The organism is Streptosporangium sp. NPDC003464, from assembly GCF_053588315.1.
In genome coordinates this window covers 1-25,812 of the sequence record NZ_JBSFPS010000048.1, presented here as the reverse complement: position 1 = coordinate 25,812, position 25,812 = coordinate 1, and the positions used below count along the sequence as shown (strand labels likewise).

Below are 25,812 nucleotides of genomic sequence, written 5' to 3'. Positions count from 1 at the left end.
GCGGACGCGGACTCCCCGCCGCCGGGCGAGGAGGTCGCATGAGTGGGGTGCAGTCGGTCGACCGGGCGCTGGACGTGCTGGAGGCCCTCGCGGAGCGGGGCGGGCAGGCCGGGCTGTCGGAGATCGCGGCCGGCACCGGCCTGCCGTACGGGACGATCCACCGGCTGCTGCGCACGCTGCTCGACCGGGGGTACGTGCGCCAGGAGTCGGACCGCCGTTACGCGCTGGGCGGCGCCCTGGTACGGCTCAGCGGGGTCGCCGAGCGGATGGTCGGTGTCCGGGCGCAGCCGTACCTGACGAAGATGGTCGAGCTGTCCGGTGAGACGGCCAACCTGGCGGTGCTGGAGGGCGACTTCGTCGTCTACGTCGCCCAGGTTCCCTCACCGCGGCGGCTGCGGATGTTCGCCGAGGTCGGCAGGCGGGTGCTGCCGCACAGCACCGCGGTGGGGAAGGTCCTGATGGCCGGGCGCCCGGACACCGAGGTGGCCGCGCTCGTCGAGCGGACCGGCATGCCCCGGCGGACCGCCGGCACGATCACCGACCTGCCCGGCATGCTCGCCGAGCTGGGGCGCGTGCGGGAGCAGGGATACGCGATGGACCTGGGCGAGGAGGAGTTCGGCGTGCACTGCCTGGCCGTGGGGGTGCACGACGGCTCGCGGATGGTCGCCGCGATGTCGGTGTCGGGTCCGGCCGAACGGATCGACGCGCTCGACCGGGAGGACCTCGCCAGGGACATGCGGAAGATCGCGCATGACTTCGGCTCCGAGCTGAGCTTCTGAGGTCCTCGGCCCGGCGGACCGGGCCCGCCCGGCGGGAGCGGGCCGCGGGACCCGGGCGGGAGAGGACGGCCGGATCCGATGCCCCGCATCCACCGATCGGTGGATGCGGGGCATCGACCGCGTACGGCTCCGGTCATGGCCGGCCGGGCGATCCGCGCGGGCACCCTCGGGGACCACGATTGGCCCATGGCAATCATCGAGGTGAACGACCTGGTCAAACGCTATGGGAAGCACACGGCCCTGTCGGGGGTGTCCTTCTCGGTGGAAGAGGGCGAGATCTTCGGCATCCTCGGGCCCAACGGGGCGGGCAAGACCACCGCGGTGGAGTGCGTGGAGGGGCTGAGGCGGCCGGACGGGGGGTCGATCCGGGTGCTGGGGCTGGACCCGGTCGGGGACGGCGACCGGCTGCACCGGCAGATCGGCGTGCAGCTCCAGCAGACCCAGCTGCCCGAGAACATCAAGGTGTGGGAGGCGCTGGAGCTGTACGCCTCCTTCTACCGTGATCCGCTCGACTGGCGGACGCTGCTGGAGCGGTGGGGGCTGGCCGACAAGCGCGGCGCGAGGTTCGGGAAACTGTCGGGCGGCCAGCAGCAGCGGCTCTTCATCGCGCTGGCCCTGGTCGGCAACCCCCGCGTGGCCTTCCTCGACGAGCTCACCACCGGCCTGGACCCGCAGGCCCGGCGCACCACCTGGAAGCTGATCCAGGAGATCCGCGCCACCGGGGTGACGGTGGTCCTGGTCAGCCACTTCATGGACGAGGTGGAGGAGCTCTGCGACCGGGTGGCGGTCTTCGACCGCGGGCGGATCGTCGCCGTCGACACCCCGGCCGGCCTGATCGCCCGGGTCGACACCGAGCACGAGATGCGGTTCCGGCCGATGGCCGAGTTCGACACCGGCCTGCTGGCGGACCTGCCGGGGGTCGTGTCGGTGACCCGGTCCGGCGGGCAGGTCGTCGTCTCCGGCACCGGTGACTTCGCCGGCACGGTGACCGCCGCGCTGGCCCGTGACCATGTCCTGGTGGCGGACCTGCGCATGGACCAGCGCACGCTCGACGACGCGTTCATCGCGCTGACCGGCCGCCCCTTCGAAGCCTGAGGAGATCATGATGACCGGCTTTCCCAAGCTCGCCCTGGTGGAGACCAAGCTGCTGCTCCGCGACCCAGGCTCGATCTTCACTCTCATCGTCCCGCTCTTCATCCTGCTGGTCTTCAGTTCCACCAGCTCGCCCGGCGACACCGTGCTCCCCACGATGACGTTGACGATCGCCATCGGGCTGGTGGGCCTGTACATGGTGCCGACGACCCTGGCCACCTACCGTGAGAGAGGGATCCTGCGGCGGCTGTCGACCACCCCGGTCCGGCCGGTGACGATGCTGACCGTGCAGCTGGTCCTCCAGACGGCGTTCGCGGCCGTCGCCGCCGCGCTGCTCATGGGGATGGCGCTGGCCTTCCTCGGCGCCACCGCGCCCGCCCGGCCCGCGCAGTTCCTGCTGACCTTCGTCCTGGGCGTCGCGTCGGTCTTCTCCATCGGCCTGGTGATCGCCGCGCTGGCGCCGAGCGGCCGCGTCGCCAACGGCGTCGGCGTGCTGCTGTACTTCCCGCTGGCCTTTCTGGGCGGGCTGATGCAGCCTAAGGAGATGATGCCCGCCGTGCTGGCCCACATCGGGGAGTTCACCCCGCTCGGAGCCTTCCGCCAGGCCGTCCACGACGCCTGGGCCGGGGCCGCGGCGCAGCCCCTGCTCATCTGCGTGATGGCGGGATACGCCCTGGCCGTCGGCGCGGTCGCGGCCAGGCTCTTCCGCTGGGAGTAGGCGGAACATGCGGCTCGACCTCTGGGAACGGCGCCTGGCACGGCTCACCGACGCCGCTCCCTACGCGCTGCTGGCGATCTCCACGGCGCTGGCGTGGCTCACCGACGGCCGCTCCGGGGCCGACCGGCTGGGCACGCCGGCCATCGCCCTGCTGGCCGGCGCCTGGATCCTGTGGATGGTGACCCTGCGTCCCGGCCGGCAGGCGCGCCCGTTCCTGATGGGGATCTACTGCGCGGGGCTGCTGGTCCTCATCGCGGTGCTGGTCTCCAGGAGCTTCTGGTTCATCCCGTTCTTCGGCTTCACCGGCTACCTGCACTCCTGGCGGTTCCTGCCGGGGAGCTGGAGGCTGGCGGGGGTCACCGGCACCGCCGCGATCACGGTGACCGCCGTCTACGGAGGGCCGCCCGCCACCCTGTCCGCGGCCCTGTTCCACCTGCTGTTCGTCGGGGCCATCGTGGGGATGGTCGCGCTGTTCAGCTTGGTGGGAGAGGTGACGGCCGAGCAGAGCGCGCAGCGCAAGGAGATGATCGCGGAGCTGGCCGAGGCCAACAGCCGGCTGGAGGCGACGATGCGGGAGAACACCGGGCTGCACGCGCAGTTGCTGGTCCAGGCCCGGGAGGCCGGAGTGCTGGACGAGCGCCAGCGGGTGGCACGGGAGATCCACGACACGATCGCCCAGGGGCTGGCCGGGATCATCACCCAGGTCCAGGCGGCCAGGCAGGCCGGGCAGTGCCCCGCCGAACAGGAGCGTCATCTGGACAACGCCGTCCGGCTGGCCCGGGAGAGTCTCACCGAGGCCCGCCGTACCGTGCACGCCGTGGGCCCGCAGGTCCTGGAGACGGCCCGCCTCCCCGACGCGCTTGCGGACGTGGCACGTCGCTGGTCGCACATCAGCGGGGTGGCCGTCGAGGTCGCCACGACCGGTACGGCACGGCCCCTGCACCCCGAGGTCGAGGTGACCCTGCTGCGCGCGGCGCAGGAGGCGCTGGCCAACGTCGCCGGCCACGCGCACGCCTCCCGGGTCGGGCTTACGCTCTCCTACATGGGCGAGGTGATCACGTTGGACGTCCGTGACGACGGCGTCGGGTTCCGGCCCGGCCCCGCAGGCGCGGGCGGCGGCTTCGGGCTGGCCGCCATGCGGCAGCGGGTGAGCAGGCTCGCCGGGACGCTGGAGATCGAGTCGGAGCCCGGTCAGGGCACCGCCGTCTCCGCGAGCCTGCCGGCGATCTCGCTGGAGGCCCGCGATGGGTGACCCTCCCATCCGGCTGCTGGTCGCCGACGACCATCCCGTCGTCCGCGACGGCCTGCGCGGCATGTTCAGCCGCGATCCGCGGTTCGAGGTGGTCGGCGAGGCCGGCGACGGGGCCGAGGCGGTCGCCCTCGCCGAGGAGCTGCGCCCCGACGTGATCCTGATGGATCTGCGGATGCCCCGGATGGACGGTGTGACGGCGATCAGGCGGCTGGCCGAGCGCGGCGTCACGGCGGGCGTCCTCGTGCTCACCACCTACGACACCGACAGCGACGTCCTGCCCGCCGTCGAGGCGGGAGCCACCGGCTACCTGCTCAAAGACGCGCCGCAGGAGGATCTGATCCGGGCGGTCCAGTCGGCGGCCCGCGGCGAGGCCGTGCTCTCCCCGTCGGTGGCGACCCGCCTCCTCGGCCGGATGCGGACCCCCGTGGAGCCGCTGAGCCCGCGCGAGCTGGAGGTCCTCGGCCTGATCGCCCGGGGGGCCACCAACCGGGAGGCCGCCCGCCGCCTGTTCATCAGCGAGGCGACGGTCAAGACCCACCTGCTGCACATCTACGCCAAGCTCGGCGTGAACGACCGCGCGGCCGCCGTGGCGGTGGCGTTCGAACGCGGCGTGCTGACGCTCGGCCCCCGGTAGACGCGCTGACACCCGGCCCGGCCGGAGGGGGCGGCCGGAGCACACGGCCCCCACCCGCGAGGCGGCCGGAGCGCGCGGCCCCGGACCGGCCGCCCGCCGAGCGGCGGCGCGGGCCGTACGTCCCGCCGGCCGCGCGGGGTCGCTAGCGGTTCTGCGGGGTGATGTTGAGGTTGCTGCCCTGCGGGACCGGGACCACCGACACCTGCCCCTTCTGGATGGCCTGCCAGAGCACGGCGCCCTGCGGGCCGAGGACCTTGACAAGGTCCTTGATGGATTCGAGCTCGGTGCGGACCTTGGCGTTGCGCTGGGCCTGGGCGATGTTCTCCGCCTTGGCGGCCTGCTCGGAGGCGAGCGCGCTCACCAGGGCCTCCGGCGGCTCGGGCTTCTGGATCGTCAGGGAGATGTCGCCGCAGTCACCGCCGCCGGAGTAGTTCTGGTTGCAGAAGTAGTCGGCCCCGGCCGTCTCCTTGATGAACTCCCGGGCCAGCACCCCGACCCGCGCCTCCCATGCCTGCTTCACCTTGGGGTCGTTGAACAGCCCCCGCCACTCGAACTCCTGGGACGCGGCGTCCAGCGCCCGGTCCAGCGGCACCCGCAGGTAGATGTTGAGCATCCGCCGCCACCCCTCCGACTCGCCGTCCTCGTAGTAGGCGCGGTACTTCAGCCCGATCTTCTCGTGGAAGCGCTGCAGCGTCTTGCACTCGGTGTTCAGCGTGAACGTCGCCACCCCGGACACGGTCATCTCGACGTTGTCCTTGGAGACCACCGACAGCGGCTTGGACTCGGCGTCCTCGGCCCCGGTGAAGTCGAAGGTCCGCTGGCCGAACGGGTAGGAGTAGCCCGTGTCGCCGGGGCCGAGCAGCGTGGCGCCGCTGGAGGGGTTGATGCATTTCTCGAACTTGATGGCCTCGAAGGTGCCGCCCGCGTAGTGCAGGACCATCTCGTCGGGCTGGGTGCTCACCCGGGAGCACCCGCTGAGGACGAAGCCGGAGACCACCACCACGGCGACCGCCAGCAGGAACCCCTTCAACAGCAGCCGCCGGCCGCCGGTCTTCTGCGCCTTCTGCGCGCTCATCGCCTCTCCCTTTGCTCCCGGTTCACCGAAGGCGGATCCTAGTGCCGCCCGGCGGCGTCCGGCAGGCCCCCGCCGGGCGGGAACCGGGGGACGCCGAGCGGCGGAGTAGGGATGAGGGCGCGGACGCGCCCCGGAAGGAACTCTCCTGATGACTGGACGAAACGGGTGGTGACGCTGGCGCTCCCCCAACAGGCCGGAGTGCCCACGCTGCCTCCGCCCTCCGATGACGCGGCGCTGATCAAGGAGTCTCTGGCGGATCCCGACAGGTTCGCCGGGCTCTTCGACCGGCACGCCGACGAGATCCATCGGTATGCGGCGCGGCGGCTGGAGGACGTCACCACGGCCGACGACGTGACGGCCGAGACGTTCCTGGTCGCGTTCCGCAAACGGGCCCGCTACGACCTGCGCAGGACCGACGCCAGACCCTGGCTGTACGGCATCGCCTCGAACCTGATCTCCGGCCACCGCAGGGCCGAGGTCCGCAGGCTCAAGGCACTGGCCCGGCAGGCCCCGGAACCGGCGGCCGAGTTCGAGGAGCGCAGCGCCGAGCGGGTCACCGCCGACCGGCTCCGGCCCGCACTGGCCGCCGCGCTGGCCGGGCTCAGCTCCGCCGAGCGGGACCTGCTCCTGCTGGTGGCCTGGGCCGAACTGACCTACGAGGAGGCCGCCCAGGCGCTCGGCATCCCGATCGGGACCGTGCGGTCCCGGCTCTCCCGCACCCGGACCAAGATCCGCCGCTCACTGGAGTCGCACGCATGAACAACGACGAGATCGAGATGATGGCCGGCATCCGCCCGGACGCGCCGCCGTACGGCCAGGAGGCGAAGAACGCGGCCCGGCGGAGGCTGGCCGCGGCCACCACGGCCACCGCGGGCCGCGGGCCGCTGTGGCGCAGGCCCTACGCGGTGGCACTGGCCGGAGCGCTCGCGGTGGCGGCCACCGTGGCCGTGACGGTCACGGTGCGGGCGCCGGAGCCGCGGACAGGCGGCGCCGAAGTGGTGGTGGCGATGCCCAAGATCGCCCCCATGTCGGCGACCGAGGTGCTCGGCAGGGCCGCGCGGGCGGCCGCGCGCAGCGACCTCGACCCGCGTGACGACCAGTTCGTCAAGGTCGAGTCGCAGACGATGTACGGCGCGTTCGGAGGCATGGGCACCGACGCCGACGGCAACACGCAGGCCGAGTGGCGGTATCTCTACCGGACCAAGCGGGCCATCTGGCAGTCCGCCAACGGGGAGAAGGACGGCGCGCTGAGGATCGAACATCTGGAGCCGCGCGCCTATCCCGGCTGGCCCGTCCCGCCGGAGGCCCACCGCGACAGCGGCACCGAGTGGCGCCGGCTGCCGATCTGCGGGAAGGCCCCCGACCACCTGCGCACCGACTACGCCAGCCTGAAGAAGCTGCCGGCCGACGCCGAGGGGATGCGCGCCCACCTCTACACGGGCGAGCGCGGCGGCAGCTCCAAGGACGGGGCCGCGTGGACCGCCGCCGGCGACATGCTGCGGGAGAACTACCTGCCCCCGGCGCAGCGGGCGGCGCTGTTCCAGGCCGTGGGGACGATCCCCGGGGTCGACGTCGTACGGGACGCCGAGGACGCGGCGGGCCGCCGGGGCATCGGCGTGGGCCGGGTCTCCGCGGGCGTGCGGGAGGACCTGATCTTCGACCCGGACACCTACGAGCTCCTGGGCGAGCGGGGCGTGGTGGTCGACGAGAAGACGGCCAAGTCCCCGGTGGGCAGCCTGGTCGCCTCGACCGCCCAGCTCTCGGTCACCGTGGCCGACTCCCCGCCCGACGCGCCCGAGCTGGCGGCGGACACGGCCTCCGCCTGCCCGGAGCCGGTGGGCAAGACCGGGTGAGCCGGCCGGGCCGGGGCGGGCGGTCTCGGCGGCCGGCTGACGCTCCCGCGAGCCGTACAGTCAGGGGATGAGCAACCTGGAAACAGTCCCGAGGGAGACCCGGTGCGCCGCGACCGCCGCGGCCGGACCGGTCGTCGAGCGGCTGACCGGCCACGCGGTGGCGCTGGGCGGGCCACGCGCGATGACGGTCACCCGCACGCTGCCCAGCCGGGGGCGGCGGATGGTCGGCGCGTGGTGCTTTCTCGACGACTACGGTCCCGAGGTCGCGGCCATGCGCGTGCCGCCGCACCCGCACACCGGGCTGCAGACGGTCACCTGGCTGCTCTCGGGTGAGGTGCTGCACCGCGACAGCCTCGGCAGCCTGCAGGAGGTGCGGCCGGGCCAGCTCAACCTGATGACGGCGGGGCGCGGCATCTCCCACTCGGAGGAGTCGGCCGAGGCGCTGCTGCACGGCGTGCAGCTCTGGGTGGCCCTGCCCGACGGCGACCGGCACACGGCCCCGCACTTCGAGCACCACGCCGACCTGCCGGTCCTGGAGGAGGGTGACGCGCGGATCACCGTGATCATGGGATCGCTGGGCGGCGCCGTCTCCCCGGCCCGCGCCTACACGCCGCTGGTCGGCGCGGAGATCACACTGTCCGGCGGCGCCGACCTGCCCCTGGAGCCCGGCTTCGAGCACGCGGCTCTCCTGCTGTCCGGCGACGTCGAGGCGGCCGGCTCGCGGCTGGAGCGCGGGGCGCTGCTGTACCTCGGCTCCGGCCGGCCGGAGCTGCGGCTGCGCGGGCAGGGCCGCCTCCTGCTGCTGGGCGGCGAGCCGTTCGACGAGGAGATCGTGATGTGGTGGAACTTCATCGGCCGCAGCCACGACGAGATCGTCGCCTTCCGGCAGGAGTGGGCGGAGGGTGCGGAGGACGGGGTCTTCGGCGCCGTCCGGGGGTTCGACGGCGCCCCGCTGCCGGCCCCCGCCCTGCCGACGACCCAGCTGAAGCCCAGGGGCCGCGTCCGCTGACGACCCGGCCGAAAGCCAGGGGCCGCGTCCGCCGACCGGCCTGCGGCTGGGGCCGGCGCGGGGCGGTGCGCCGCGCCGGCGCAGACGTGACGCTCTTTTTAGCGGAGGCTTAGCACGGCCCTATCTTGATCGCGGCAGATCTAGATCCATGAAACAGATCACCGCGATCGCCATCGCGACCATCGGAACCGCAGCCCTCCTGGCCGGCGGGGGCGGCACCGCCCTCGCCGCGGGCCGGGCCGCCTCCTCCATCGCCGTGTCCGCCGCCACCGTGTCCTCCACCACCGCGTCCGCCGCCGCGCCGGCCGCCGTGACGGACATCTCGTACTACAAGGCCGCCGAGATCGCCCGCAAGCGCGTCCTCGGCGGGCGCGTGACCAAGGTCGAGCGCGAGTGGGAGTACGGCCAGGCCGTCTGGAAGGTCGAGCTGCGCAGGAACGACTGGGAGTACGACGTCCACGTGTCGGCCACGACCGGTGAGATCATCAGGCTCAAGCGCGACCACCGGGAGTGATCAGCAGGAGTTCAGCACGGCCTTCATGGCGTCCTTCTCCGCGGACGTCACCCACAGGTCGTACTTGACCTTCACATCGATCTGGCGCGAGACATAGGTGCACCGGTAGGCGCGGCGCGGCGGCAGCCAGGTCGCCGCGTCACCGGCGCCCTTCTGGCCGTTCAGCGGGCCGTCGGCGGCCAGCAGGTTGAGCGGGTCGTTGGCGAGCTCCTTGCGCTTGCTCGCCGGCCACTGCTGGGCGCCCTTCTGCCACGCGTCGGCGAGGGCGACCACGTGGTCGATCTGCACCGCCATGCTGGTCTTCTGGCCGCGCTCGAACTTGATGGTCTTGCCGCTGTAGGGGTCGTCGAGGACCCCGCTCAGCACGATGCAGTCATGGGTGCCCGGTCTGAACGTCTCATCCTTGAGGTCGCGCTTGAGGATGTCGTTACGGGTGTCACAGCCGTTGTGGTCGACATCCGACCAGGCGGGACCGAACTTCTCCCGGTCGAACCCGGTCATCGGGGCACGGCCCTTGACCTGCAACTTCTCCAGGCTCTTGAGCGCCGAGGCGGCGGAGGTCCCCTGGTCGGCGAGCCGGCCGTCGGCCCCCTGCCCCACGAGGCCGCAGCCCGCCAATGTGAACGCGGTCGCCGCGGCGACCGCACCTCGTCCCAGCGCCGACCGCACTCTGCCACCTCTCACGCGCATTGACTACCCATGAAGTGGCAAATTACCCCATATATCGAGCGGATCGCGTGAGCCGCCGCCCGGGGCTCCTCAGATCCGCCCGTAGGAGTCTTCGAGACGCTCGATGTCGTCCTCGTCGAAGTGGCCGAAGGCGATCTCCAGGATCCTGGTGGCCTGGCCGGCGGAGCTGAGGCGGTGGGTCTGGCCCGCCCGGATGAGCACGCGGTCGCCGACCGAGGGCTCGATCCGCTCACCGTCGATCTCGAACACCGCGCCGGGGTCGAGGGCCACCCACAGCTCGTCCCGGTGCTCGTGCCGCTGCAGGCTGAGCCGCTGCCCGGGCGCCACGTCAATGATCTTCACGGTGGACGTCTCGTTGAGCGTGTAACGCTCGAACCCACCCCAGGGGCGCTCGTCGCGAACGATCGCGCCGAGCCGGTCGATCTTCAGCAAGATGCCTCCATCCGCTTCCGTCATATGACGGGAACTCTTGCACACGTGCGTAACGGATCCGCGTGCTCCACGGAACCGGACACTTAACCGGGAGAATACGATTACCTTCGGTGCCCGGGAGGCTCAGGTGACGAGGATGCCGCCGTCCACCGGGATCACCGCCCCGGTCACGTAGGAGCCGGCGTCGGAGGCGAGGAAGACCGCCGCCGCGACGAGCTCGGCCGGGTCACCGGGACGCTTCATCAGGACGCGGTGTTCGAGCTGCCACGCCATGTATCCCTCGGCGTACTGCTCGGTCATCTCCGAGGCGAAGAAGCCGGGCTCGACGCAGTTGACCCGGATGCCGCGCCGGCCGGTCCACTGCTGGGCCAGATCGCGGGTGAGCCCGACGACCGCGGCCTTGGAGGCGCTGTAGGCGGCCTGCGGCAGTCCGGCCGTGGTCTCCCCCAGGACGCTGCCGATGTTGACGATCGAGGAGCCCGGCTTCATGACCCGGGCACAGGCCTGCGCCATCCAGTAGGTGCCGTGCAGGTTGATCTCCACGACCTGCCGGAACTGCTCGGGCGTCTCCTTGAGCGCGGGCACCGCCGTACCGACACCGGCGTTGTTGATCAGAATGTCCACCGCGCCCAGCTCGGTGACCGCCGCCTCGACCAGCGCCTGGCAGTCTTCGGGGCTGGTCACGTCGGTCGCCACGGCCACACACCGCCTGCCGGTCTCCTCGACCAGGCGCCGGGTCTCCTCAAGGCGGTCCTTGCGGCGGGCGCCGATCACGATGTCCGCGCCCGCCTCGGCCAGGCCCCGCGCGAACGCGACGCCGAGCCCCGAGGAGGCTCCGGTGACGATCGCGACCTTGCCGTCCAGCCGGAATCGGTCCAGCATCCAGATCCTCCTCTTGCGCACCGGACTCGCCGCGTCCACGCACCGGACTCACCTGCGGAGCCCCGGGCGCGGAACGCACAGAATGAGATTCTAGAGGCGGGGAGCGCACCGCCCGTGAGGGGGTCGCCTCACGGGCGGTGCGGTGAGTCCGGAGCCGGCGGCCGGGAGCCGGGGCCCCGCGCGGCGGTCGGGCCGGCGCGCGGCCCCGGCGGCGCGCAGGGCCGCCGGAGAGCCCGCCTACAGGCCGTACTCCTTGGTGATGCGCTCGTGCCGCTCCACCTCGACGTCGACGGCCTTGGCCAGGTCGAGCCAGGCCAGCGGGTGCACCCAGCGCTCGGTGGCGTCGTCGAGCAGCGCGTCCACCTCGACCGGCGTGACGTCCGGCGGGACCGCGACCCAGCCGAACACGCCGGGCAGCCGCTCACCCGAGGTCGGGTGGGTCACGGTGTAGTTCTCGTCGCTGTAAACCCACATCGGCCAGCCACGCTCGGCCATGACGTCGTTGAACTCGGTCCAGTCGGCCTCGCTGGGGGCCGCGCCGTCGAAGAACCAGCTCGTGTAACCGCCCGGACGGAGCATGCTGACCGCGGCGAACGGCGGGATGAAACCCTCCTGGTCCTCGGGCTTCTCCGGGATCGGCTCCAGCAGCTGCGGGTCGAAGACCACCAGGTCGCCGGCGTTGTAGTCCATGCCGGGGGGCTGCGGAATGGCCAGGCGGGCGGTCGCCGGACCGGTGCGCACGCTGATGACCGCGCGCTGGCTGCCGTCGGGGGCGGGCAGGATGACGCGCACCAGGCCCATCTCCTCCTCGATCGGTCCCTCGGTCGACTGCAGCGGCATGCCGACCGCGGCGGCGCCCGCGCGGACGGTCTCCCAGTCCTCGGCGGCCGTCGCCATGGTGATCATCCGCCAGATGTCCTCCTGCTCGACCTCCCCGGCGTCGAGGAGGTCACGCAGGATCTTGGCACCCTTGGCGTTGTCGCCGGTCTGCTGCACCGCCATCGACCACAGCCGGCTCGCCTCGGCGCCCGCGCCGGCGGCGACCGCCGCCTCCCCCTCGGCCGCGGCCTGCTCCCAGCGCTCCCGGGCGCGGTGCAGGCGGCCCAGGGCCAGATGGCGCTGGGCGTCGGGGAGCCGCTCGGCCATCTGCTCCAGGCGCTCGTCCTGGCGGGCCTCGATCAGCAGACCGGTGAGGTAGGAGACGTCCTGCGGGTCGGCGGTCTCGATGCCGCCGGACTCGACCAGCATGGTCCAGTAGACGTCGGCGCCCTTGGCGGGGTAGCCGAGGAAGCCCATCGTGGTGGTGTGCCGGCGGGTGGCCGCCAGGTCCTGCCCGGACAGCGGGGCCAGCCAGCCCACCCAGTCTTCGGGGTCGGCGTTGAAGCCGTCGGCGGCGTCGAAGTAGCCGACCAGCTCGGCCTGCGGACCGGGGGCCTCCTTCGGGGTGGTCCCGTCGGCGGCGGCGCGCAGCGCGGCGATCCGCTCGGCGACGTCGCCGGGGGCCTTGAGCTCACCGGCGGCGGACTCGGCGACCTCGGCCAGCAGGCGGGCCTGCCACACACCCTGCCGGGCGATGGCCAGGTCACCGGCGACGAGCGCGAGGTCGACCCGCGCGCGGTAGCCGCCCATCATGGCGAAGTAGTCGATCCACTGCTTGAGCACCCGGCCGAGCTGCCAGCTGTTGGTGATCCGGCCGGACCCGGCGAGCTCGCGGATGGCGTGCGTCCACTCGACCCAGTCGCGCGGGTGCTCGCCGACCACGTCGAGGTCGGGCAGGGCGTCGACGGACTCCTGCACCTGGCCCAGGGTGGCGAGCACGAGCGCGCGCAGCACGCCCTCACGGTGCGGCTTGGCCACCGGGTCGTCGGGCTTGAACCCCGTCGCGGCGTCGAGCGCGGTGAGCGCGTCCTGCGCGCGGCCGGCGGCCAGGAGCGCGCGGACCGAGGCCGCGCCCAGCTCCCAGCTCGCCTCGCGGCCGGCGTCGCCCAGCCTCGCCACGGCGGACTCGGCGTGGATGACCGCCTCCGCGCCGCGGCCGGCGTCCATCAGGGCCGCGACGTACTGCTCGGCGATGGCGGAGAAGGCCAGCGATTCAGGGCCGACCTCGGCGGCGGCCAGGGCCGCCAGCCGCTCGGCCGCGTAGCCGGGGCCGTCGGTGTTGGCCTGCGCGACGGCCAGTGCGATGACGGCGCCGGGGGCGGCCGGGCACTCACGGACGTCTTCGCGTCCGGCGAACTCGACGAGCGTCTCCGCGTCGGCCATCGCGACCGCGCCCTGGGCCCGGTCGCCGACGCGGCCGATGAGGTGCCAGTAACGGGCGTAGAACTCAAGCCAGGGCAGCTCCAGGTTCTCCGCCTGCTGCGCGATGGCCGGCGCGAGCACGTCGAGCTGCGAGTATCGGCCCTCCAGCGCCTGCGCGGGCACGTCGCCGATCGCCATGGCCAGACCGGTGTGCCCGGCTTCGTGCAGTTGCCGCTGGGTGTCGCCGACCCAGGCCCAGATGTCCACGTCCATGGGACGTCAGTCTGCCAGGTCGGCGAGCATGCCCCAAACGACTCGGCTCACGGGTGTGCCCTCACAGGGTGAGTTCGCCCGAAGCGACCAGAGTGGCGGGACCGGACAGGTAGCTGGTGTGCTCGTCGAGGGTGACCGTCACGGTGCCGCCCAGGACCTCGACCGCCCAGGTGCCGGTGGTCTCTCCGGACAGCTGCGCGGCGGCCACGGCCGAGGCGACCGCGCCGGTGCCGCAGGAGCGCGTCTCGCCCGAGCCCCGCTCGAAGACCCGCACCACGACCCGGCGCGGCCCCACCGGGTTGAGCAGCTCGATGTTCACCCCGGCCGGGAAGACCTCCGGGTCGAACGCGGGCTGGTGGCTCAGGTCGAGCTGGGCCACCGGGTCGCCGATGACGCAGGCCAGGTGGGGGTTGCCCATGTCGACGTGGAGGCCCTCGTACTCCCGGCCCGCCACGGACGTGCGGCTGCCGCCCAGCAGCCGGGGCAGCCCCATGTCGACGGTCACGTCGCCGGTCTCCGCCAACCGTACGCGCTTGACCCCCGCCCGGGTCGCCACCCCGAACTCACCCGGCCCCGCCAGCCCCGCCTCGACCAGGTAGCGGGCGAAGACCCGCACGCCGTTGCCGCACATCTCGGGGATGCCGCCGTCGGCGTTGCGGTAGTCCATGAACCACTCGGCCGCATCCGCCTGGTCGGCCACCTCGGGGCTGAGCTTCGTCGGCATCACGTGCAGCACGCCGTCGGCGCCGATCCCGGCGCGCCGGTCGCACACCGCGGCCACGAGCGCGGCCGACAGCTCCAGCTCACCGTCGGGGTCGGGAAGTATGACGAAGTCGTTCTCGGTTCCGTGTCCCTTTGCGAATCGCATATTCCGACTCTAGGCCCTGCCCGTCACAGCTCCCGCGGCGAGCGGGGCCCGGCCCCGGCGCCCCGGCGGCCCCCCGGCCCCCGCGCCGCCGAGGTCACCGGCGCACCCGCGCGAGCGCCTGGTCGAGGAGGTCCGGAGCCTGCTGGGGGAGCCAGACCACCCGGGGGTCGCGGCGGAACCACGACTCCTGACGGCGGACGAACCTGCGCGTCGCCCGGACCGTCTCCTCCATCGCCTGCCGCTCGGTCCACTCCCCGTCGAGGAAGCGCAGCACCTGGGCGTAGCCGAGCGCGCGGCTGGCCGTACGGCCCCCGGCGAGCCCCCGCGCGGCGAGCTCCCGGACCTCCGCCACCAGCCCGGCCTCCCACATGCGCTCCACCCGCGAGGCGACCCGCGCGTCCAGCACCTCTCTGGGCACCTCCACGCCCAGCTGCACGCTGTCGTAGACGGCGTCGTAGGACGGCATCGTGGCCGAGAACGGCCGTCCGGAGAACTCGACGACCTCCAGCGCGCGGACGATCCTGCGGCCGTTGCCGGGCAGGATCGCCTCGGCGGCCCTGGGGTCGCACTCGCGGAGGCGCTCGTACAGCGGCGCCGGGCCCGTGCGCTCCAGCTCCGCCTCCAGCCGGGCGCGGATCTCCGGATCGGTGCCGGGGAACTCCAGGCCGTCGAGGGCGGCCCGCACGTAGAGTCCGGAACCGCCCACCAGGATCGGCACGACGTCCCTGTCCCGCAGCCCGTCGATGATCGGCCGGACCAGCGCCTGGTATTCGGCCACACTCGCGGTCTTGGTCACGTCCCAGATGTCGAGCAGATGGTGCGGGACCCCACGGCGCTCGGCCAGGGACAGCTTCGCCGTTCCGATGTCCATTCCCCGGTAGAGCTGCATGGAGTCGGCGTTGATGACCTCGCCCCCCAGTTCGAGGGCGAGGTCCACGGCGAGATCGGACTTCCCGGCCGCCGTGGGCCCGATGACGGCGATGACTGGTAGTTGACGCACGGGACAAGTGTGTCAACTCATCGGGGGTGCATGAGAGACGGTGCTCGGCGAGACCGCGGGACGTCTTTTGACACGGGTTTCCGTTTCCCCGGACCCAAAACCGGACATATCCCATCAAGAAGCCATCAAACCGGTCCTTTTGCCCCATCAGTTCGCATCACGGTAATTGGGGGAACAGCCTATGTCGATCTTCGACAAGTTCCGGAGCATGCTCGGCGAGCACGGCGCCAAGGCCGAAGAGCTCGCCAACCAGGGCATCGACAAGGCAGCACAGATGGCCAAGGACAAGACAGGCGGCAAGTACGACCAGTACATCGACGCCGCGGCTGATCAGGCCAGGCAGCGGGCGGACATGATCGACGGCCGGACCGGGACGTCCCCGGTCCCTGGCGAGACGGTCACGCCCCGGGTCCCTGGCGAGCCCGACACCTCACAGTCCCTTGGCGAGACCGGGACGTCCCAGGCCCCTGGCGAGACAGGCGCGCCTCGGAGCTCCGGTGAGGCCGGCCGGCCTCCGCACACCGGTTGAGCGATGCGACTTCTGACGCGGACCGCCCGGCGAAGCCCCCGGGCGGCTCCCGCGCGTCCCGCCCGGCCCCGACCGGTTCAGTCCCAGTCGAGTGTCGGCTGCAGGTAGCCCTCCATGGTCAGCAGCCACCGCTTGGACTCCACGCCCTCTCCCCCGCTGAAACCGCCCAGCCCGTTCCCGGCGACGACCCGGTGGCACGGGACGATGATGGGGATGGGGTTGGCCCCCATGATCGAGCCGATCGCGCGCGCGGGCACCCCGGTCCCGCTCCGCGCGGCGAGCTCGCCGTAGGTCACGGCCTGGCCGTAGGCCACCGTCTCGTACAGCGTGCCGAGCACCCTGCGCTGCACCGGCGAGGTCAGCCGCCAGTCCACCGGGACGCTGAAGGCCCGCAGGTCGCCCGCGTAGTATCCGGCCAGCTCGCCGAGTGCCGCGGCCGTCCGGCCGGGGTCGTCCACCTCGACCAGCTTGAGCCCCTCCAGGAGGCGGGCCCTGAGCCCCTCCCGGCTGCTCCAGCCGACCCCGGCCACGCCGGTCTCCGTGACGGCGACGAGCATGTCCCCCAGCGGTGTCGGGACACTCCCGAACGCCACGGTTCCTACCATGTGGACTGTGTCCCTTCGCGAACTCGTCGTCCTCGGCACCTCAAGCGCGGTGCCCACCCGCCACCGTAACCACAACGGATATCTCCTGCGCTGGGACGGTCAGGGCTTCCTGTTCGACCCCGGCGAGGGCACCCAGCGCCAGATGCTCCACGCGGGCGTCGGCTCCCACGACATCACCTGGATCTGCGTGACCCACTTCCACGGCGACCACTGCCTGGGGGTCCCCGGGATCGTCCAGCGCATCGCCCGGGACGGCGTCGCCCACCAGGTCCAGGCGGCCTATCCCGCCGGCGGTGAGACCTACTGGCGCCGCCTGCGCCACGCCAGCTCCTTCGCCGACACCTCGGTGATCGCCGAGCGTCCGCTCTCCGGGCCGGTCGCGGCCTTCGAGGCGGGCCCGGTGACGCTCACCGCGCGCCCGCTCTCCCATCCCGTCGAATCCTACGGCTACCGCCTCGACGAGCCGGACGGCCGCCGGATGATCCCCGAGCTCCTCGCCGAACGGGGGATCGGCGGCCCGTCGGTCGGCGAGCTGCAGCGCACCGGCACGGCGACCGCCCCGGACGGGTCCGTCGTCCGCCTGGCCGACTGCAGCGAGCCCCGGCCCGGCCAGAGCGCGGCGTTCATCATGGACACCCGGCTGTGCGAGGGCGCGTTCGCCCTCGCCGAGGGCGTGGACCTACTGATCATCGAGTCGACGTTCCTGTCCTCCGAGGCCAGGCTGGCCGAGGAGTACGGCCACCTGACCGCCGCCCAGGCGGGCCGGATCGCCGCCGAGTCCGGCGCCCGCAGCCTGGTCCTGACCCACTTCTCCGAACGCTACGACGCCGGCGACGGGCCCCGCTTCCTGGAGGAGGCCCACGGGTCCTTCGACGGCGACGTCGTCCTCGCCCAGGACCTGATGCGCGTCCCCGTCCCCCGGCGGGACCGCGGGATCTCTCACCGGCGGGCGCGCAGCCAGGCGGCGAAGGCGTCGAGCGCCTCCTGAGCCCCGTGCCGGCCCACCCCCAGGCGGAAGCGGTCGGCGGGAACGTCGGTGAGCTCGGAGCGGTAGAGGCCCGAGGGCAGCAGCAGCACGCCGGCCTCCTCGACCAGGCTCTCGCAGAAGTCGTCCACCGAGCCGGGCCCCAGGTAGCGGGGGAAGCAGACGCAGCCGCCCTCGGGCGGCGCCCACTCGAACAGGTCGGCGAACTCGGCGAAGAAGGCGTCGAAGAGCGGCAGGTTGGCGGCGATGATCCCGCGGTTGCGGGCCAGGATCGCCTCCCGTGACTTCACCGCGATCCGGGCGAGGATCTCGCTCGGCGCCGCGTTGCAGATGGAGGTGTAGTGCTTGGCCCGCTCCAGCCTGCTCAGCAGCTCGGGGTCGCGGCAGGCGATCCAGCCGACCCGCAGCCCGGGCAGGCCGTACGCCTTGGAGACCACGTTGAGCGACAGCGCCCGGGGGGACAGGTCGGCGGCCTGCGGCAGGACGCGCGCGGGGTCGAGCTCCAGCCCGCGGTAGACCTCGTCGCTGAACAGGCGGATCCCCCGCGCGTCGCACAGCTCCACCAGGCGCCGGAAGTCGGCCTCCGGGATCAGCTTCCCCGTCGGGTTGTTGGGGAAGTTCACCGAGACCACCCGGGTGTTGGGCCGCAGCGCCGCCTCGACCGCCCCGATGTCGAGGGCGAAGTCCCGTCCGGCGTCCAGCGCCACCCCGGTGACCTCGCACAGCGACAGCGGGACCGTCTCGGCCGCCTGGTAGTTCGGGGTGATCACGACGGCGTGGTCGCCGGGGCCGAGCAGGACCCGCATCGCCAGGTAGATGCCCTCCTCCGCGCCGGCGAAGCACAGGACGTCCTGGGGCCGCACGCCGGTGTAGGTGGCCGCGATCGCCTCCCGCAGGCCGGGGTCGCCGAACGTCTCGGTGTAGCCGAGCCGCAGCTCCGCCCAGGCCCGGCGGTCCTCGCCGTCGGCGAGCGCGAGCAGCTCCGCCATCGACATGGTCTCCGCGTCCGAGGCGGTCAGGTGGTGGCGGGCGGCGAACTCCCATCGGGAGAAGTGGGTCTCCAGCTTGAAGTCGGGCAGGAAGGTCATGGCGTGCTCCTGAGATCGGACAGCAGGGTGTAGACGGTCGAACGGGACACCCGCAGCGCCCTGGCCACCACCGGAACGGCCCGCCGCACGCCGAACACGCCGAGCCGGTCGAGCTCGGCCAGCACGGCCAGGCGGTCCTCCCTGGTGAGCTGCTCCAGCGGACGCCCGCGGTCACGGACGAAGGCGCCCACGGTCTCGGCCACCCGTTCGGTCCAGTCCTGCTCGAACAGCGCCCCCGGCCGTTCGGTGACGGGCGCGGCGAAGGCGGTGAGCAGGGCGGCGGCCTGGTCCAGCGGGGTGCGGTCGACGTTGACGCACAGCAGCGCCGAGGGGCGCCCCTCGGCGCCGGTGACGACCGCGCTCACCGAGGACAGCCGCCGGCCGTCGGCGAGCAGCTTCTCGTAGGGCCCGTACACCCCCGACGGGGAGGGGGTCAGCCGGTCGAGCTCGCCGAGCAGCGAGGGGTCGCCGGGCTCCCGCCCGGACATCGGGTTCCAGATCGCCAGGATCTCGTCCCGCTCCGGGTCGTGCAGGACGACTTCGGCGTGCGGGGCGAGCAGTGCGGCGATCGCCGCGCACACGGGTGACCACTGCGCCACCCTCGGATCGTTCATGATTAAGACAATAAGTCCAGTTTGGACTTTCTGTCCAAACGACCGGCGTGCGGACGGGACACGGGACGGACCCGGGGCCGTCCCCTCCGCGGAGAACGCGCCGGTCACCGGCCGGGGATCACTCCACCCAGCGGGCGACGAAGTAGCCCACCCCGTAGGGGGCGTCGTCGTAGAGCACCTCGCCGTTCAGGGAACCGCCCGCTCCGGCGAGGACCTGGAGGGCCGCACGGCCGGCGACCCACAGCTCGGCGGCCTCGCCGGGATCCAGCTCCGGGACCTCGCCCCGGGCCAGCGCCCCGACGATCGCGGCGTTGTACGGCTGCGCGCGGGGATCCAGGTATCCGGGGGATTTCTCGGTGAGGCGGGCGGAGCCGTCGGCCATGACCAGCATCGCCACCCGGCCGGGCCCGCCCGCCAGCCGCGCGCCGAGCGCGGCGCACGTCTCCGCGGAGGCGTCGAACGGCACGGCGTGGAACCGCGAGGCCGCCATCCCCTCCCGCTCCAGCAGCCAGCGGCCGACCGACAGGGAGAGCGGCAGGACGGGCTCACCGGCGCCGACCCGGACGTCGGCGCCCCAGGGCGCGAGGCTCCCGGCGGCGTCGGCGCCATGGTCTCCGGCCTGGTCGGCGCCGCCGACCACCACGATCGTGTCGGGCGCGCAGTCCCGCAGGGCGCCCAGTGCGGCGGCGCAGGCCGCCCGGAGCTCGTCGAGCTCCGGGGCCGCGGCACCGGCCAGCTCGGGGATCAGCAGCGGAGGATGCGGGCAGACGGCCACGGCGGCAAGCACCCGGCCAGACTAACGGAGTCCCTCCGCCGCGGCCGCCCGCCGCCGCAGGCCGGACGGGCACCGCGCCGCGCACCGCCGGACGGCCGGAGGGAGCCGGACAGGCACCGCACCGCCGTACGGCCGGATGGGCAGCATGTCGCCGTACGGGCACGCGAGCAGCGCGCCGCCGTACGGCCCGACGGGCGCCGTACGGCGGGGCGCGGATGGGGCCGCCTCATCCGGGCGGCTCACTCAGGGGCAGGTGGAGCAGCCCGCGGACTCCTGCGCCGGGGCGGGGCGGCCGATCGAGGGCATGCCGAGCATGACCCCGGGACCGGTGGCCGCCGGGGCGGCCTGCCGGGCCTGCCAGGCGTCGCCCGCGCGGGTGCGGCGGAGCTTCAGCGCCGGGCCGTCGGCCACCAGGTGGTGGGGGGCCGCGTAGGTCACCTCGACGGCGACCATGTCACCGGGGCGCGGGGTCTCCTCACCGGGGGCGAAGTGGACCAGGCGGTTGTCGGGGGCGCGGCCCGACAGGCGGCGGGTCGCCTCGTCCTTGCGGCCCTCCCCCTCGGCCACCAGCACCTCGAGCGTCCGCCCGACCTGCTTCTTGTTCTCCTCCCAGGAGATCTCGGTCTGCAGGGCGACGAGCCGCTCGTAACGCTCCTGGACGACCTCCTTGGGGATCTGGTCGTCCATGGTGGCGGCGGGGGTGCCGGGCCGGATGGAGTATTGGAAGGTGAAGGCGTTGGCGAAGCGCGACTCGCGCACCACGTCGAGCGTGCCCTGGAAATCCTCCTCGGTCTCGCCGGGGAAGCCCACGATGATGTCGGTGGAGATGGCGGCGTCGGGCATGGCCGCGCGGACCCGCTCGATGATGCCCAGATAGCGCTCGGCCCGGTAGGAGCGGCGCATCGCCTTGAGGATCCGGTCGGAGCCGGACTGCAGCGGCATGTGGAGCTGGTGCATCACGTTGGGCGTCTCGGCCATGGCCGCGATGACGTCGTCGGTGAACGCCGCCGGGTGCGGGCTGGTGAAGCGGACCCGCTCCAGCCCGTCGATGTCGCCGCAGGCCCGCAGGAGCTTGCCGAAGGCGAGCCGGTCGCCGAACTCCACGCCGTAGGTGTTGACGTTCTGGCCCAGGAGGGTGATCTCCAGCACGCCCTGGTCGACCAGGGTCCGCACCTCGTTGAGAATGTCGCCGGGACGGCGGTCCTTCTCCTTGCCGCGCAGCGCCGGCACGATGCAGAAGGTGCAGGTGTTGTTGCATCCGACGGAGACCGACACCCACGCGGCGTAGGCGGACTCCCGCTTGGTCGGCAGCGTGCTCGGGAAGGTCTCCAGGGATTCCTTGATCTCGACCTGGGCCTCCTGCTGGACGCGCGCCCGCTCCAGCAGCACCGGCAGCGAGCCGATGTTGTGGGTGCCGAACACCACGTCCACCCAGGGCGCCCTGCGGACGATCTCCCCCTGGTCCTTCTGCGCCAGGCAGCCGCCCACGGCGATCTGCATGCCGGGGTTGCTCACCTTCGAGGGGCGCAGATGCCCGAGGTTGCCGTAGAGCTTGTTGTCGGCGTTCTCCCGCACGGCGCAGGTGTTGAACACGACCACGTCGGCCGTCGCCCCTTCGGGCGCGGGGACGTAGCCCGCGTCTTCGAGAAGGCCCGACAGGCGCTCGGAGTCGTGCACGTTCATCTGGCACCCGTAGGTACGTACCTCGTACGTGCGGGCGCTCTCCACGGTGACAGTCATCTCAGTAGACAAGGGTAGGCGCTCCGCACGGCCTCCGGGACCGTCCCCCTCCGCCCGCCGGGGCGCGGCGGGGACGGTCCCGGAGAGCGCCGTGCCGTGCAAACTGACACCCGATCCAGCCGCTTTCGCACAGATCTGACAGAAGCTGGTCCATTTTTTACCCGAAACTGGCAGGTCGTGATCTGATCGGTACCGCAGGGTTAGCCTTGGGTGCCCTTTACAGAATTACGTTGTCCACCATGACGGAGAACGGGGACACGACTCCTCTGGTTGTGCTTGCGGATGTCAACAAGCACTTCGGCAACCTGCACGTCCTGCGTGACATCAATCTGACGATCTCTCGTGGCGAGGTCCTCGTCGTCATCGGTCCTTCAGGTGGCGGCAAGTCGACCCTGTGCCGGACGATCAACCGGCTTGAGACGATAGACGGCGGAACAATCACATTTGACGGGCAGCCGCTCGCGGTTGAAGGCAAGACGCTGGCCAAGCTCAGGTCCGAGGTCGGCATGGTGTTCCAGTCCTTCAATCTGTTCGCGCACAAGACGATCCTGGAGAACGTCACGCTCGGGCCGATCAAGGTCCGCGGCATCGCCAAGGCCGAGGCCGAGCGGCGGGGCATGGAGCTGCTGGACCGGGTCGGCATCGGCGCCCAGGCGTCGAAGTATCCGGCGCAGTTGTCGGGAGGTCAGCAGCAGCGCGTGGCCATCGCCCGCGCTCTGGCCATGGACCCCAAGATGATCCTGTTCGACGAGCCGACCTCGGCACTGGACCCGGAGATGGTCCAGGAGGTGCTCGACGTCATGATCGGCCTCGCCCAGGAGGGCATGACGATGATGGTCGTGACCCACGAGATGGGATTCGCCCGCCGCGCGGCGAACCGGGTGGTGTTCATGGCCGAGGGGCAGGTCGTCGAGGAGAACACACCTGAGGAGTTCTTCACCGCACCCCGGACCGACCGGGCGAAGGACTTCCTCTCCAAGATCCTTACGCACTAGCGGCTCACCCCCTTTAAGAAGAAGAGGTAGCAAGATGCGTGTACGTCGTATTGGAGCCGTGGTGATCGCGGTGGCGGCCGCGGCGGCGAGTCTCACCGCGTGCAGCGGCGGCAGTGACAAGTTCGTCGTCGGAATCAAGTTCGACCAGCCTGGCCTGGGACAGAAGCAGCCGGACGGTTCGTTCAAGGGCTTCGACGTCGACGTGGCCAAGTATGTCGCCAAGGAGCTCGGTTACACCGGCGACAAGGTCGAGTTCAAGGAGGCCATCTCGGCCAACCGCGAGTCCTTCATCCAGCAGGGCCAGGTCAACATCGTGATCGCGACCTACTCGATCACCGACGACCGGAAGAAGAAGATCGGTTTCGCCGGGCCGTACCTGGTGACCGGCCAGGACATCCTGACCCGCGCGGACGACACGACGATCAACAGCGTCGACGACCTGAAGACCAAGAAGGTCTGCGGCGCCCAGGGGTCGTCCTCGCCCAAGCGTCTGGTCGAGAAGTTCGGCGAGGCCTGGAAGGGCCAGTACCTCACCGAGCAGCAGGGCTACGGCGCCTGCCTGCCCCTGCTGGAGAACAAGCAGGTCGACGCGATCTCCACCGACGCGACGATCCTGGCCGGGTTCGCCACCCAGTCGCCGGGCAAGTTCCGCCTCGTCGGCAAGCCCTTCTCCGAGGAGAAGTACGGCATCGGCGTGAAGCTGGAGGACAAGGACACCCGCGAGAAGCTCAACGCGGCCGTGGAGAAGATGTTCAAGGACGGCAGCTGGAAGAAGGCCGTCGACGCCAACTTCGGCGAGTTCGGGAAGTTCTTCACGAACCCGCCGACCGTCGAGCGCTACTGATCGGCCACGAATCGGCCGGGGCGTGCGAACGCCCCGGCCGACGGCTATTGGAGGGATGAGTGCAGGCACTCTTCGACGAATTCCCGGTCATCCTGAGCGCGTTCTGGCTGACGATACGGCTCACGCTCGCCAGCGGACTCATGGCGCTGGTCCTCGGGACGATCCTCGCCGGGATGCGCGTCAGCCCGCTGCCCGTCCTTCGGGGGATCGGCACGGCGTACGTGAACATCGTGCGGAACACCCCGTTGACGCTGGTGATCGTGTTCTGCGGGCTGGGTCTCGGCCTGGTGCTGGACATCTCGTTCTCCACGAGCCTGTCCACGAACTATCTCTGGCTGTCCATCATCGGCCTGTCGGCCTACACGGCGGCGTTCGTCTGCGAGGCGATCCGGGCCGGGATCAACACGGTGCCGCTCGGCCAGGCCGAGGCGGCCCGCGCCATCGGCCTGACCTTCTTCCAGAACCTGCGGATGATCGTGCTGCCCCAGGCGCTCCGCGCGGTGGTCGCCCCGCTGGGCAGCGTCCTGATCGCGCTGATCAAGAACACCACGATCGCCGCCGCCATCGGGGTGGGTGAGGCCTCCCTGACGATGAAGACGCTCTTCGAGTCGCACGGCGACGCGGTCGTCCCGATCTTCTTCGGCTTCGCGCTCGGCTTCCTGATCCTGACTCTGCCCACCGGACTGCTGTTCACCTGGCTGTCCAAGCGCATGGCGGTGGTTCGATGAGCACGCTGACCGCGGAACCGAGAAAAACGCGTAGGCGCGCGTCCGCGCCGGATCGGGCCAGCGTCCTCTACGACGTTCCGGGCCCGCGCGCCCAGATGCGCAACACCGTGCTCACGGTGCTGGTCGTCCTCGTCGCGCTGTTCGCCGTCTACGTGATGGTGACCAAGCTGGATGAGAAGAACCAGCTCAACGCCGACCTGTGGACCCCGTTCCTCCGGGGCGACGTGTGGGTCAACCTGATCCTGCCCGGCCTGTTCAACACGCTCAGCGCGGCGGCGGTCGCCGCGGTGATCGCGGTGCCGTTCGGGTTCGTCTTCGGCATCGGCCGGCTGTCCGACCACGCCTGGATCCGCGTCCCGGCGGGAGCGGTGGTCGAGTTCTTCCGGGCCATCCCGCTGCTCATCATGATCTTCGCGGTGATGTACGGCGGGAGCGCGGTCTTCGGGCTGACCGTGACCCCGTTCATGGCGGTGGTGACCGGCCTGGTCCTGTACAACGGGTCGGTGCTGGCGGAGATCGTGCGGGCGGGCATCCTGTCCATCCCGCGCGGCCAGTCGGAGGCGGCACTCGCGATCGGGCTGCGCAAGGGCCAGGTCATGCGGATGATCCTGCTGCCGCAGGGGGTCACGGCCATGATGCCGGCGATCGTCGCGCAGCTCGTCGTGCTCCTCAAGGACACGGCCCTGGGGTTCATCGTCTCGTTCGAGGACCTGTTGAACGCGGGGGCGCGCGTGCTGCCGTCCAACTTCAACAACATCATCCCGGCAGTGATCGTCATCGCGATCGTCTACATCATCATCAACCTGATCGTCGGGGCCGTCGCCACCTGGCTGGAGAGGCGCAGCCGCCGCAGCCGTAAGTCGACGGCCCAGCCGGTCGCCCCGCCCGGAGCGGTCGTGGCGCCCGGAACGGGCGAGGTGTCCGCGGTGGACTGAGGCGGCTCCGCATACGGGCAGCCCCGGTTCCGGGGAGCTTGTCCAGGTTCCGCCGAGGGCGGTCACCGGTCGCGGTGGCCGCCCTCCGGCGTTCCGGGACACAGAATCACCGCATGTCGCGCGGGATGCGCGCCATACCGGCGACAGGCGGCGGGTTATCGGGCAGGATTACGCCATGTCCCCCGAGCAGGTCGTCCTGCCGTACGCCACCTGGCCTTCCCCGATCTCCAGCACCGGGGTGGCCCGGTCCGGGCTGCGCCTGGGATTCCCGACGGTGCTCGGCGGAGAGGTGTGGTGGACCGAGGACCGCCCCGCGGAGGGCGGCCGGACCACGATCGTGCACCGGGCCGCCGACGGCGTGTGCCGCGAGCTGCTGGCCGCCCCGTGGAGCGCCAGGACCCGCGTCCACGAGTACGGCGGGCGCTCCTACGCGGTGGTCCCCGGCGGGGGCGTGGTGTTCGCCAACCTCACCGACCAGCGCCTCTACCTGCTGCTCCCCGGCGCCGAGCCGCGGCCGATCACACCGGTCCCCGGCCCGCTGCCGATCACCGGCTCGCAGCAGCCCGGCGGTCATGGCACGCTCCAGGATCGTGTCCAGCAGGCTTTGTTCAAGCGACCCTGCGATCAGGGCGACGAGCACCCCGATCTCCCGCACCGGGGCG

At 71.9% G+C, this 25,812-nt stretch carries 27 protein-coding genes and 1 pseudogene; 16 read left to right on the top strand and 12 right to left on the bottom strand.

Translation table 11 applies throughout. The annotated features are described in order from the left end of the window. The first annotated feature begins 38 nt into the window (after positions 1-38). The 5 genes from ACWDS7_RS13640 to ACWDS7_RS13620 all read left to right on the top strand — a co-directional run bounded on the left by ACWDS7_RS13640 (position 39) and on the right by ACWDS7_RS13620 (position 4,475). Positions 39-779, top strand: coding sequence for an IclR family transcriptional regulator (locus tag ACWDS7_RS13640; protein ID WP_306857076.1), 741 nt, complete (start codon positions 39-41; stop codon positions 777-779). Positions 780-965: 186 nt separating this feature from the next. Continuing rightward, positions 966-1,874: an ABC transporter ATP-binding protein gene (locus ACWDS7_RS13635; protein ID WP_306857075.1), complete on the top strand. Its 909-nt coding sequence runs from the start codon at positions 966-968 to the stop codon at positions 1,872-1,874. A gap of 7 nt (positions 1,875-1,881) precedes the next feature. After that, positions 1,882-2,589 (top strand): ABC transporter permease, encoded by a 708-nt coding sequence (locus ACWDS7_RS13630; protein WP_451929530.1) that lies wholly within the window; start codon positions 1,882-1,884, stop codon positions 2,587-2,589. A gap of 7 nt (positions 2,590-2,596) precedes the next feature. Then, positions 2,597-3,841 carry a sensor histidine kinase gene (locus ACWDS7_RS13625; protein WP_451929529.1) on the top strand — a complete coding sequence of 415 codons (1,245 nt, stop codon included), beginning with the start codon at positions 2,597-2,599 and terminating at the stop codon, positions 3,839-3,841. Beyond that, positions 3,834-4,475 carry a response regulator gene (locus tag ACWDS7_RS13620; RefSeq protein ID WP_451929528.1) on the top strand — a complete coding sequence of 214 codons (642 nt, stop codon included), beginning with the start codon at positions 3,834-3,836 and terminating at the stop codon, positions 4,473-4,475. The genes ACWDS7_RS13625 and ACWDS7_RS13620 overlap by 8 nt, the downstream gene beginning before the upstream one ends. Positions 4,476-4,617: 142 nt before the next feature. Here ACWDS7_RS13620 and ACWDS7_RS13615 read toward each other — a convergent pair whose 3' ends face one another. Next, the gene (locus tag ACWDS7_RS13615; protein WP_306857070.1) at positions 4,618-5,550 is read right to left on the bottom strand and encodes an SPFH domain-containing protein; all 933 of its coding nucleotides are present in this window, start codon (positions 5,548-5,550) and stop codon (positions 4,618-4,620) included. 168 nt (positions 5,551-5,718) lie between these two features. Here ACWDS7_RS13615 and ACWDS7_RS13610 point away from each other — a divergent pair, with 168 nt between their 5' ends. From ACWDS7_RS13610 to ACWDS7_RS13595, 4 genes are all read left to right on the top strand, one after another. Further along, positions 5,719-6,309 carry an RNA polymerase sigma factor gene (locus ACWDS7_RS13610; protein ID WP_451929527.1) on the top strand — a complete coding sequence of 197 codons (591 nt, stop codon included), beginning with the start codon at positions 5,719-5,721 and terminating at the stop codon, positions 6,307-6,309. Next, positions 6,306-7,403, top strand: coding sequence for a CU044_5270 family protein (locus tag ACWDS7_RS13605; RefSeq protein WP_451929526.1), 1,098 nt, complete (start codon positions 6,306-6,308; stop codon positions 7,401-7,403). The genes ACWDS7_RS13610 and ACWDS7_RS13605 overlap by 4 nt, the downstream gene beginning before the upstream one ends. Before the next feature lie 67 nt (positions 7,404-7,470). Then, positions 7,471-8,412 carry a pirin family protein gene (locus tag ACWDS7_RS13600; protein ID WP_451929525.1) on the top strand — a complete coding sequence of 314 codons (942 nt, stop codon included), beginning with the start codon at positions 7,471-7,473 and terminating at the stop codon, positions 8,410-8,412. A 148-nt stretch (positions 8,413-8,560) separates the two neighbouring features. Beyond that, positions 8,561-8,926 carry a PepSY domain-containing protein gene (locus ACWDS7_RS13595; RefSeq protein ID WP_451929524.1) on the top strand — a complete coding sequence of 122 codons (366 nt, stop codon included), beginning with the start codon at positions 8,561-8,563 and terminating at the stop codon, positions 8,924-8,926. Here the strand turns inward: ACWDS7_RS13595 and ACWDS7_RS13590 are convergent, their stop codons facing one another. The 6 genes from ACWDS7_RS13590 to miaA form a co-directional block, all read right to left on the bottom strand. Beyond that, entirely contained in the window at positions 8,927-9,595 is a 669-nt protein-coding gene (locus ACWDS7_RS13590; RefSeq protein WP_306857062.1) for an HNH endonuclease family protein, read from the bottom strand. Positions 9,596-9,685: 90 nt separating this feature from the next. Beyond that, positions 9,686-10,048 carry a phosphomannose isomerase type II C-terminal cupin domain gene (locus ACWDS7_RS13585; protein ID WP_451929523.1) on the bottom strand — a complete coding sequence of 121 codons (363 nt, stop codon included), beginning with the start codon at positions 10,046-10,048 and terminating at the stop codon, positions 9,686-9,688. Between the two features lie 123 nt (positions 10,049-10,171). Next, positions 10,172-10,930 carry an SDR family NAD(P)-dependent oxidoreductase gene (locus ACWDS7_RS13580; protein ID WP_451929522.1) on the bottom strand — a complete coding sequence of 253 codons (759 nt, stop codon included), beginning with the start codon at positions 10,928-10,930 and terminating at the stop codon, positions 10,172-10,174. Between the two features lie 237 nt (positions 10,931-11,167). Beyond that, positions 11,168-13,444, bottom strand: coding sequence for a tetratricopeptide repeat protein (locus ACWDS7_RS13575; protein ID WP_451929521.1), 2,277 nt, complete (start codon positions 13,442-13,444; stop codon positions 11,168-11,170). Between the two features lie 61 nt (positions 13,445-13,505). After that, positions 13,506-14,312 carry a diaminopimelate epimerase gene (gene dapF, locus ACWDS7_RS13570; RefSeq protein ID WP_451929520.1) on the bottom strand — a complete coding sequence of 269 codons (807 nt, stop codon included), beginning with the start codon at positions 14,310-14,312 and terminating at the stop codon, positions 13,506-13,508. 94 nt (positions 14,313-14,406) lie between these two features. Then, on the bottom strand, positions 14,407-15,312 hold the full coding sequence (gene miaA, locus ACWDS7_RS13565) for a tRNA (adenosine(37)-N6)-dimethylallyltransferase MiaA (protein WP_451929519.1): 906 nt from the start codon (positions 15,310-15,312) through the stop codon (positions 14,407-14,409). Positions 15,313-15,493: 181 nt separating this feature from the next. On the opposite strand from miaA, the gene ACWDS7_RS13560 reads away from it, so the two are divergent. Further along, on the top strand, positions 15,494-15,841 hold the full coding sequence (locus ACWDS7_RS13560; RefSeq protein WP_451929518.1) for an antitoxin: 348 nt from the start codon (positions 15,494-15,496) through the stop codon (positions 15,839-15,841). A 77-nt stretch (positions 15,842-15,918) separates the two neighbouring features. Here the strand turns inward: ACWDS7_RS13560 and ACWDS7_RS13555 are convergent, their stop codons facing one another. Beyond that, complete coding sequence (locus tag ACWDS7_RS13555) at positions 15,919-16,434, bottom strand: methylated-DNA--[protein]-cysteine S-methyltransferase (protein WP_451929517.1); 516 nt, start codon at positions 16,432-16,434, stop codon at positions 15,919-15,921. 19 nt (positions 16,435-16,453) lie between these two features. Here ACWDS7_RS13555 and ACWDS7_RS13550 point away from each other — a divergent pair, with 19 nt between their 5' ends. Next, positions 16,454-17,434: a ribonuclease Z gene (locus tag ACWDS7_RS13550; RefSeq protein WP_451929516.1), complete on the top strand. Its 981-nt coding sequence runs from the start codon at positions 16,454-16,456 to the stop codon at positions 17,432-17,434. Here ACWDS7_RS13550 and ACWDS7_RS13545 read toward each other — a convergent pair. The 4 genes from ACWDS7_RS13545 to miaB all read right to left on the bottom strand — a co-directional run bounded on the left by ACWDS7_RS13545 (position 17,386) and on the right by miaB (position 21,648). Then, entirely contained in the window at positions 17,386-18,519 is a 1,134-nt protein-coding gene (locus tag ACWDS7_RS13545; RefSeq protein WP_451929515.1) for an aminotransferase class I/II-fold pyridoxal phosphate-dependent enzyme, read from the bottom strand. The two genes, ACWDS7_RS13550 and ACWDS7_RS13545, sit on opposite strands and share 49 nt — an antisense overlap. Then, positions 18,516-19,133 carry a helix-turn-helix transcriptional regulator gene (locus ACWDS7_RS13540; protein ID WP_306857048.1) on the bottom strand — a complete coding sequence of 206 codons (618 nt, stop codon included), beginning with the start codon at positions 19,131-19,133 and terminating at the stop codon, positions 18,516-18,518. The genes ACWDS7_RS13545 and ACWDS7_RS13540 overlap by 4 nt, the downstream gene beginning before the upstream one ends. 118 nt (positions 19,134-19,251) lie before the next feature. Further along, positions 19,252-19,920 carry a class III extradiol dioxygenase subunit B-like domain-containing protein gene (locus ACWDS7_RS13535; RefSeq protein WP_451929514.1) on the bottom strand — a complete coding sequence of 223 codons (669 nt, stop codon included), beginning with the start codon at positions 19,918-19,920 and terminating at the stop codon, positions 19,252-19,254. A gap of 231 nt (positions 19,921-20,151) precedes the next feature. Further along, positions 20,152-21,648 carry a tRNA (N6-isopentenyl adenosine(37)-C2)-methylthiotransferase MiaB gene (gene miaB, locus ACWDS7_RS13530; protein WP_306857046.1) on the bottom strand — a complete coding sequence of 499 codons (1,497 nt, stop codon included), beginning with the start codon at positions 21,646-21,648 and terminating at the stop codon, positions 20,152-20,154. A gap of 239 nt (positions 21,649-21,887) precedes the next feature. On the opposite strand from miaB, the gene ACWDS7_RS13525 reads away from it, so the two are divergent. From ACWDS7_RS13525 to ACWDS7_RS13505, 5 genes and pseudogenes are all read left to right on the top strand, one after another. Beyond that, a complete protein-coding gene (locus ACWDS7_RS13525; RefSeq protein WP_306857045.1) occupies positions 21,888-22,643 on the top strand; it encodes an amino acid ABC transporter ATP-binding protein in 756 nt (251 codons plus the stop codon). A 34-nt stretch (positions 22,644-22,677) separates the two neighbouring features. After that, positions 22,678-23,487 (top strand): glutamate ABC transporter substrate-binding protein, encoded by an 810-nt coding sequence (locus ACWDS7_RS13520; protein ID WP_306857044.1) that lies wholly within the window; start codon positions 22,678-22,680, stop codon positions 23,485-23,487. 59 nt (positions 23,488-23,546) lie between these two features. Next, complete coding sequence (locus ACWDS7_RS13515) at positions 23,547-24,215, top strand: amino acid ABC transporter permease (RefSeq protein WP_451929513.1); 669 nt, start codon at positions 23,547-23,549, stop codon at positions 24,213-24,215. After that, complete coding sequence (locus ACWDS7_RS13510; RefSeq protein WP_451929512.1) at positions 24,212-25,150, top strand: amino acid ABC transporter permease; 939 nt, start codon at positions 24,212-24,214, stop codon at positions 25,148-25,150. Before ACWDS7_RS13515 ends, ACWDS7_RS13510 begins: the two co-directional genes overlap by 4 nt. Before the next feature lie 175 nt (positions 25,151-25,325). Continuing rightward, positions 25,326-25,812, top strand: a pseudogene (locus tag ACWDS7_RS13505) (hypothetical protein); the annotation flags it as partial.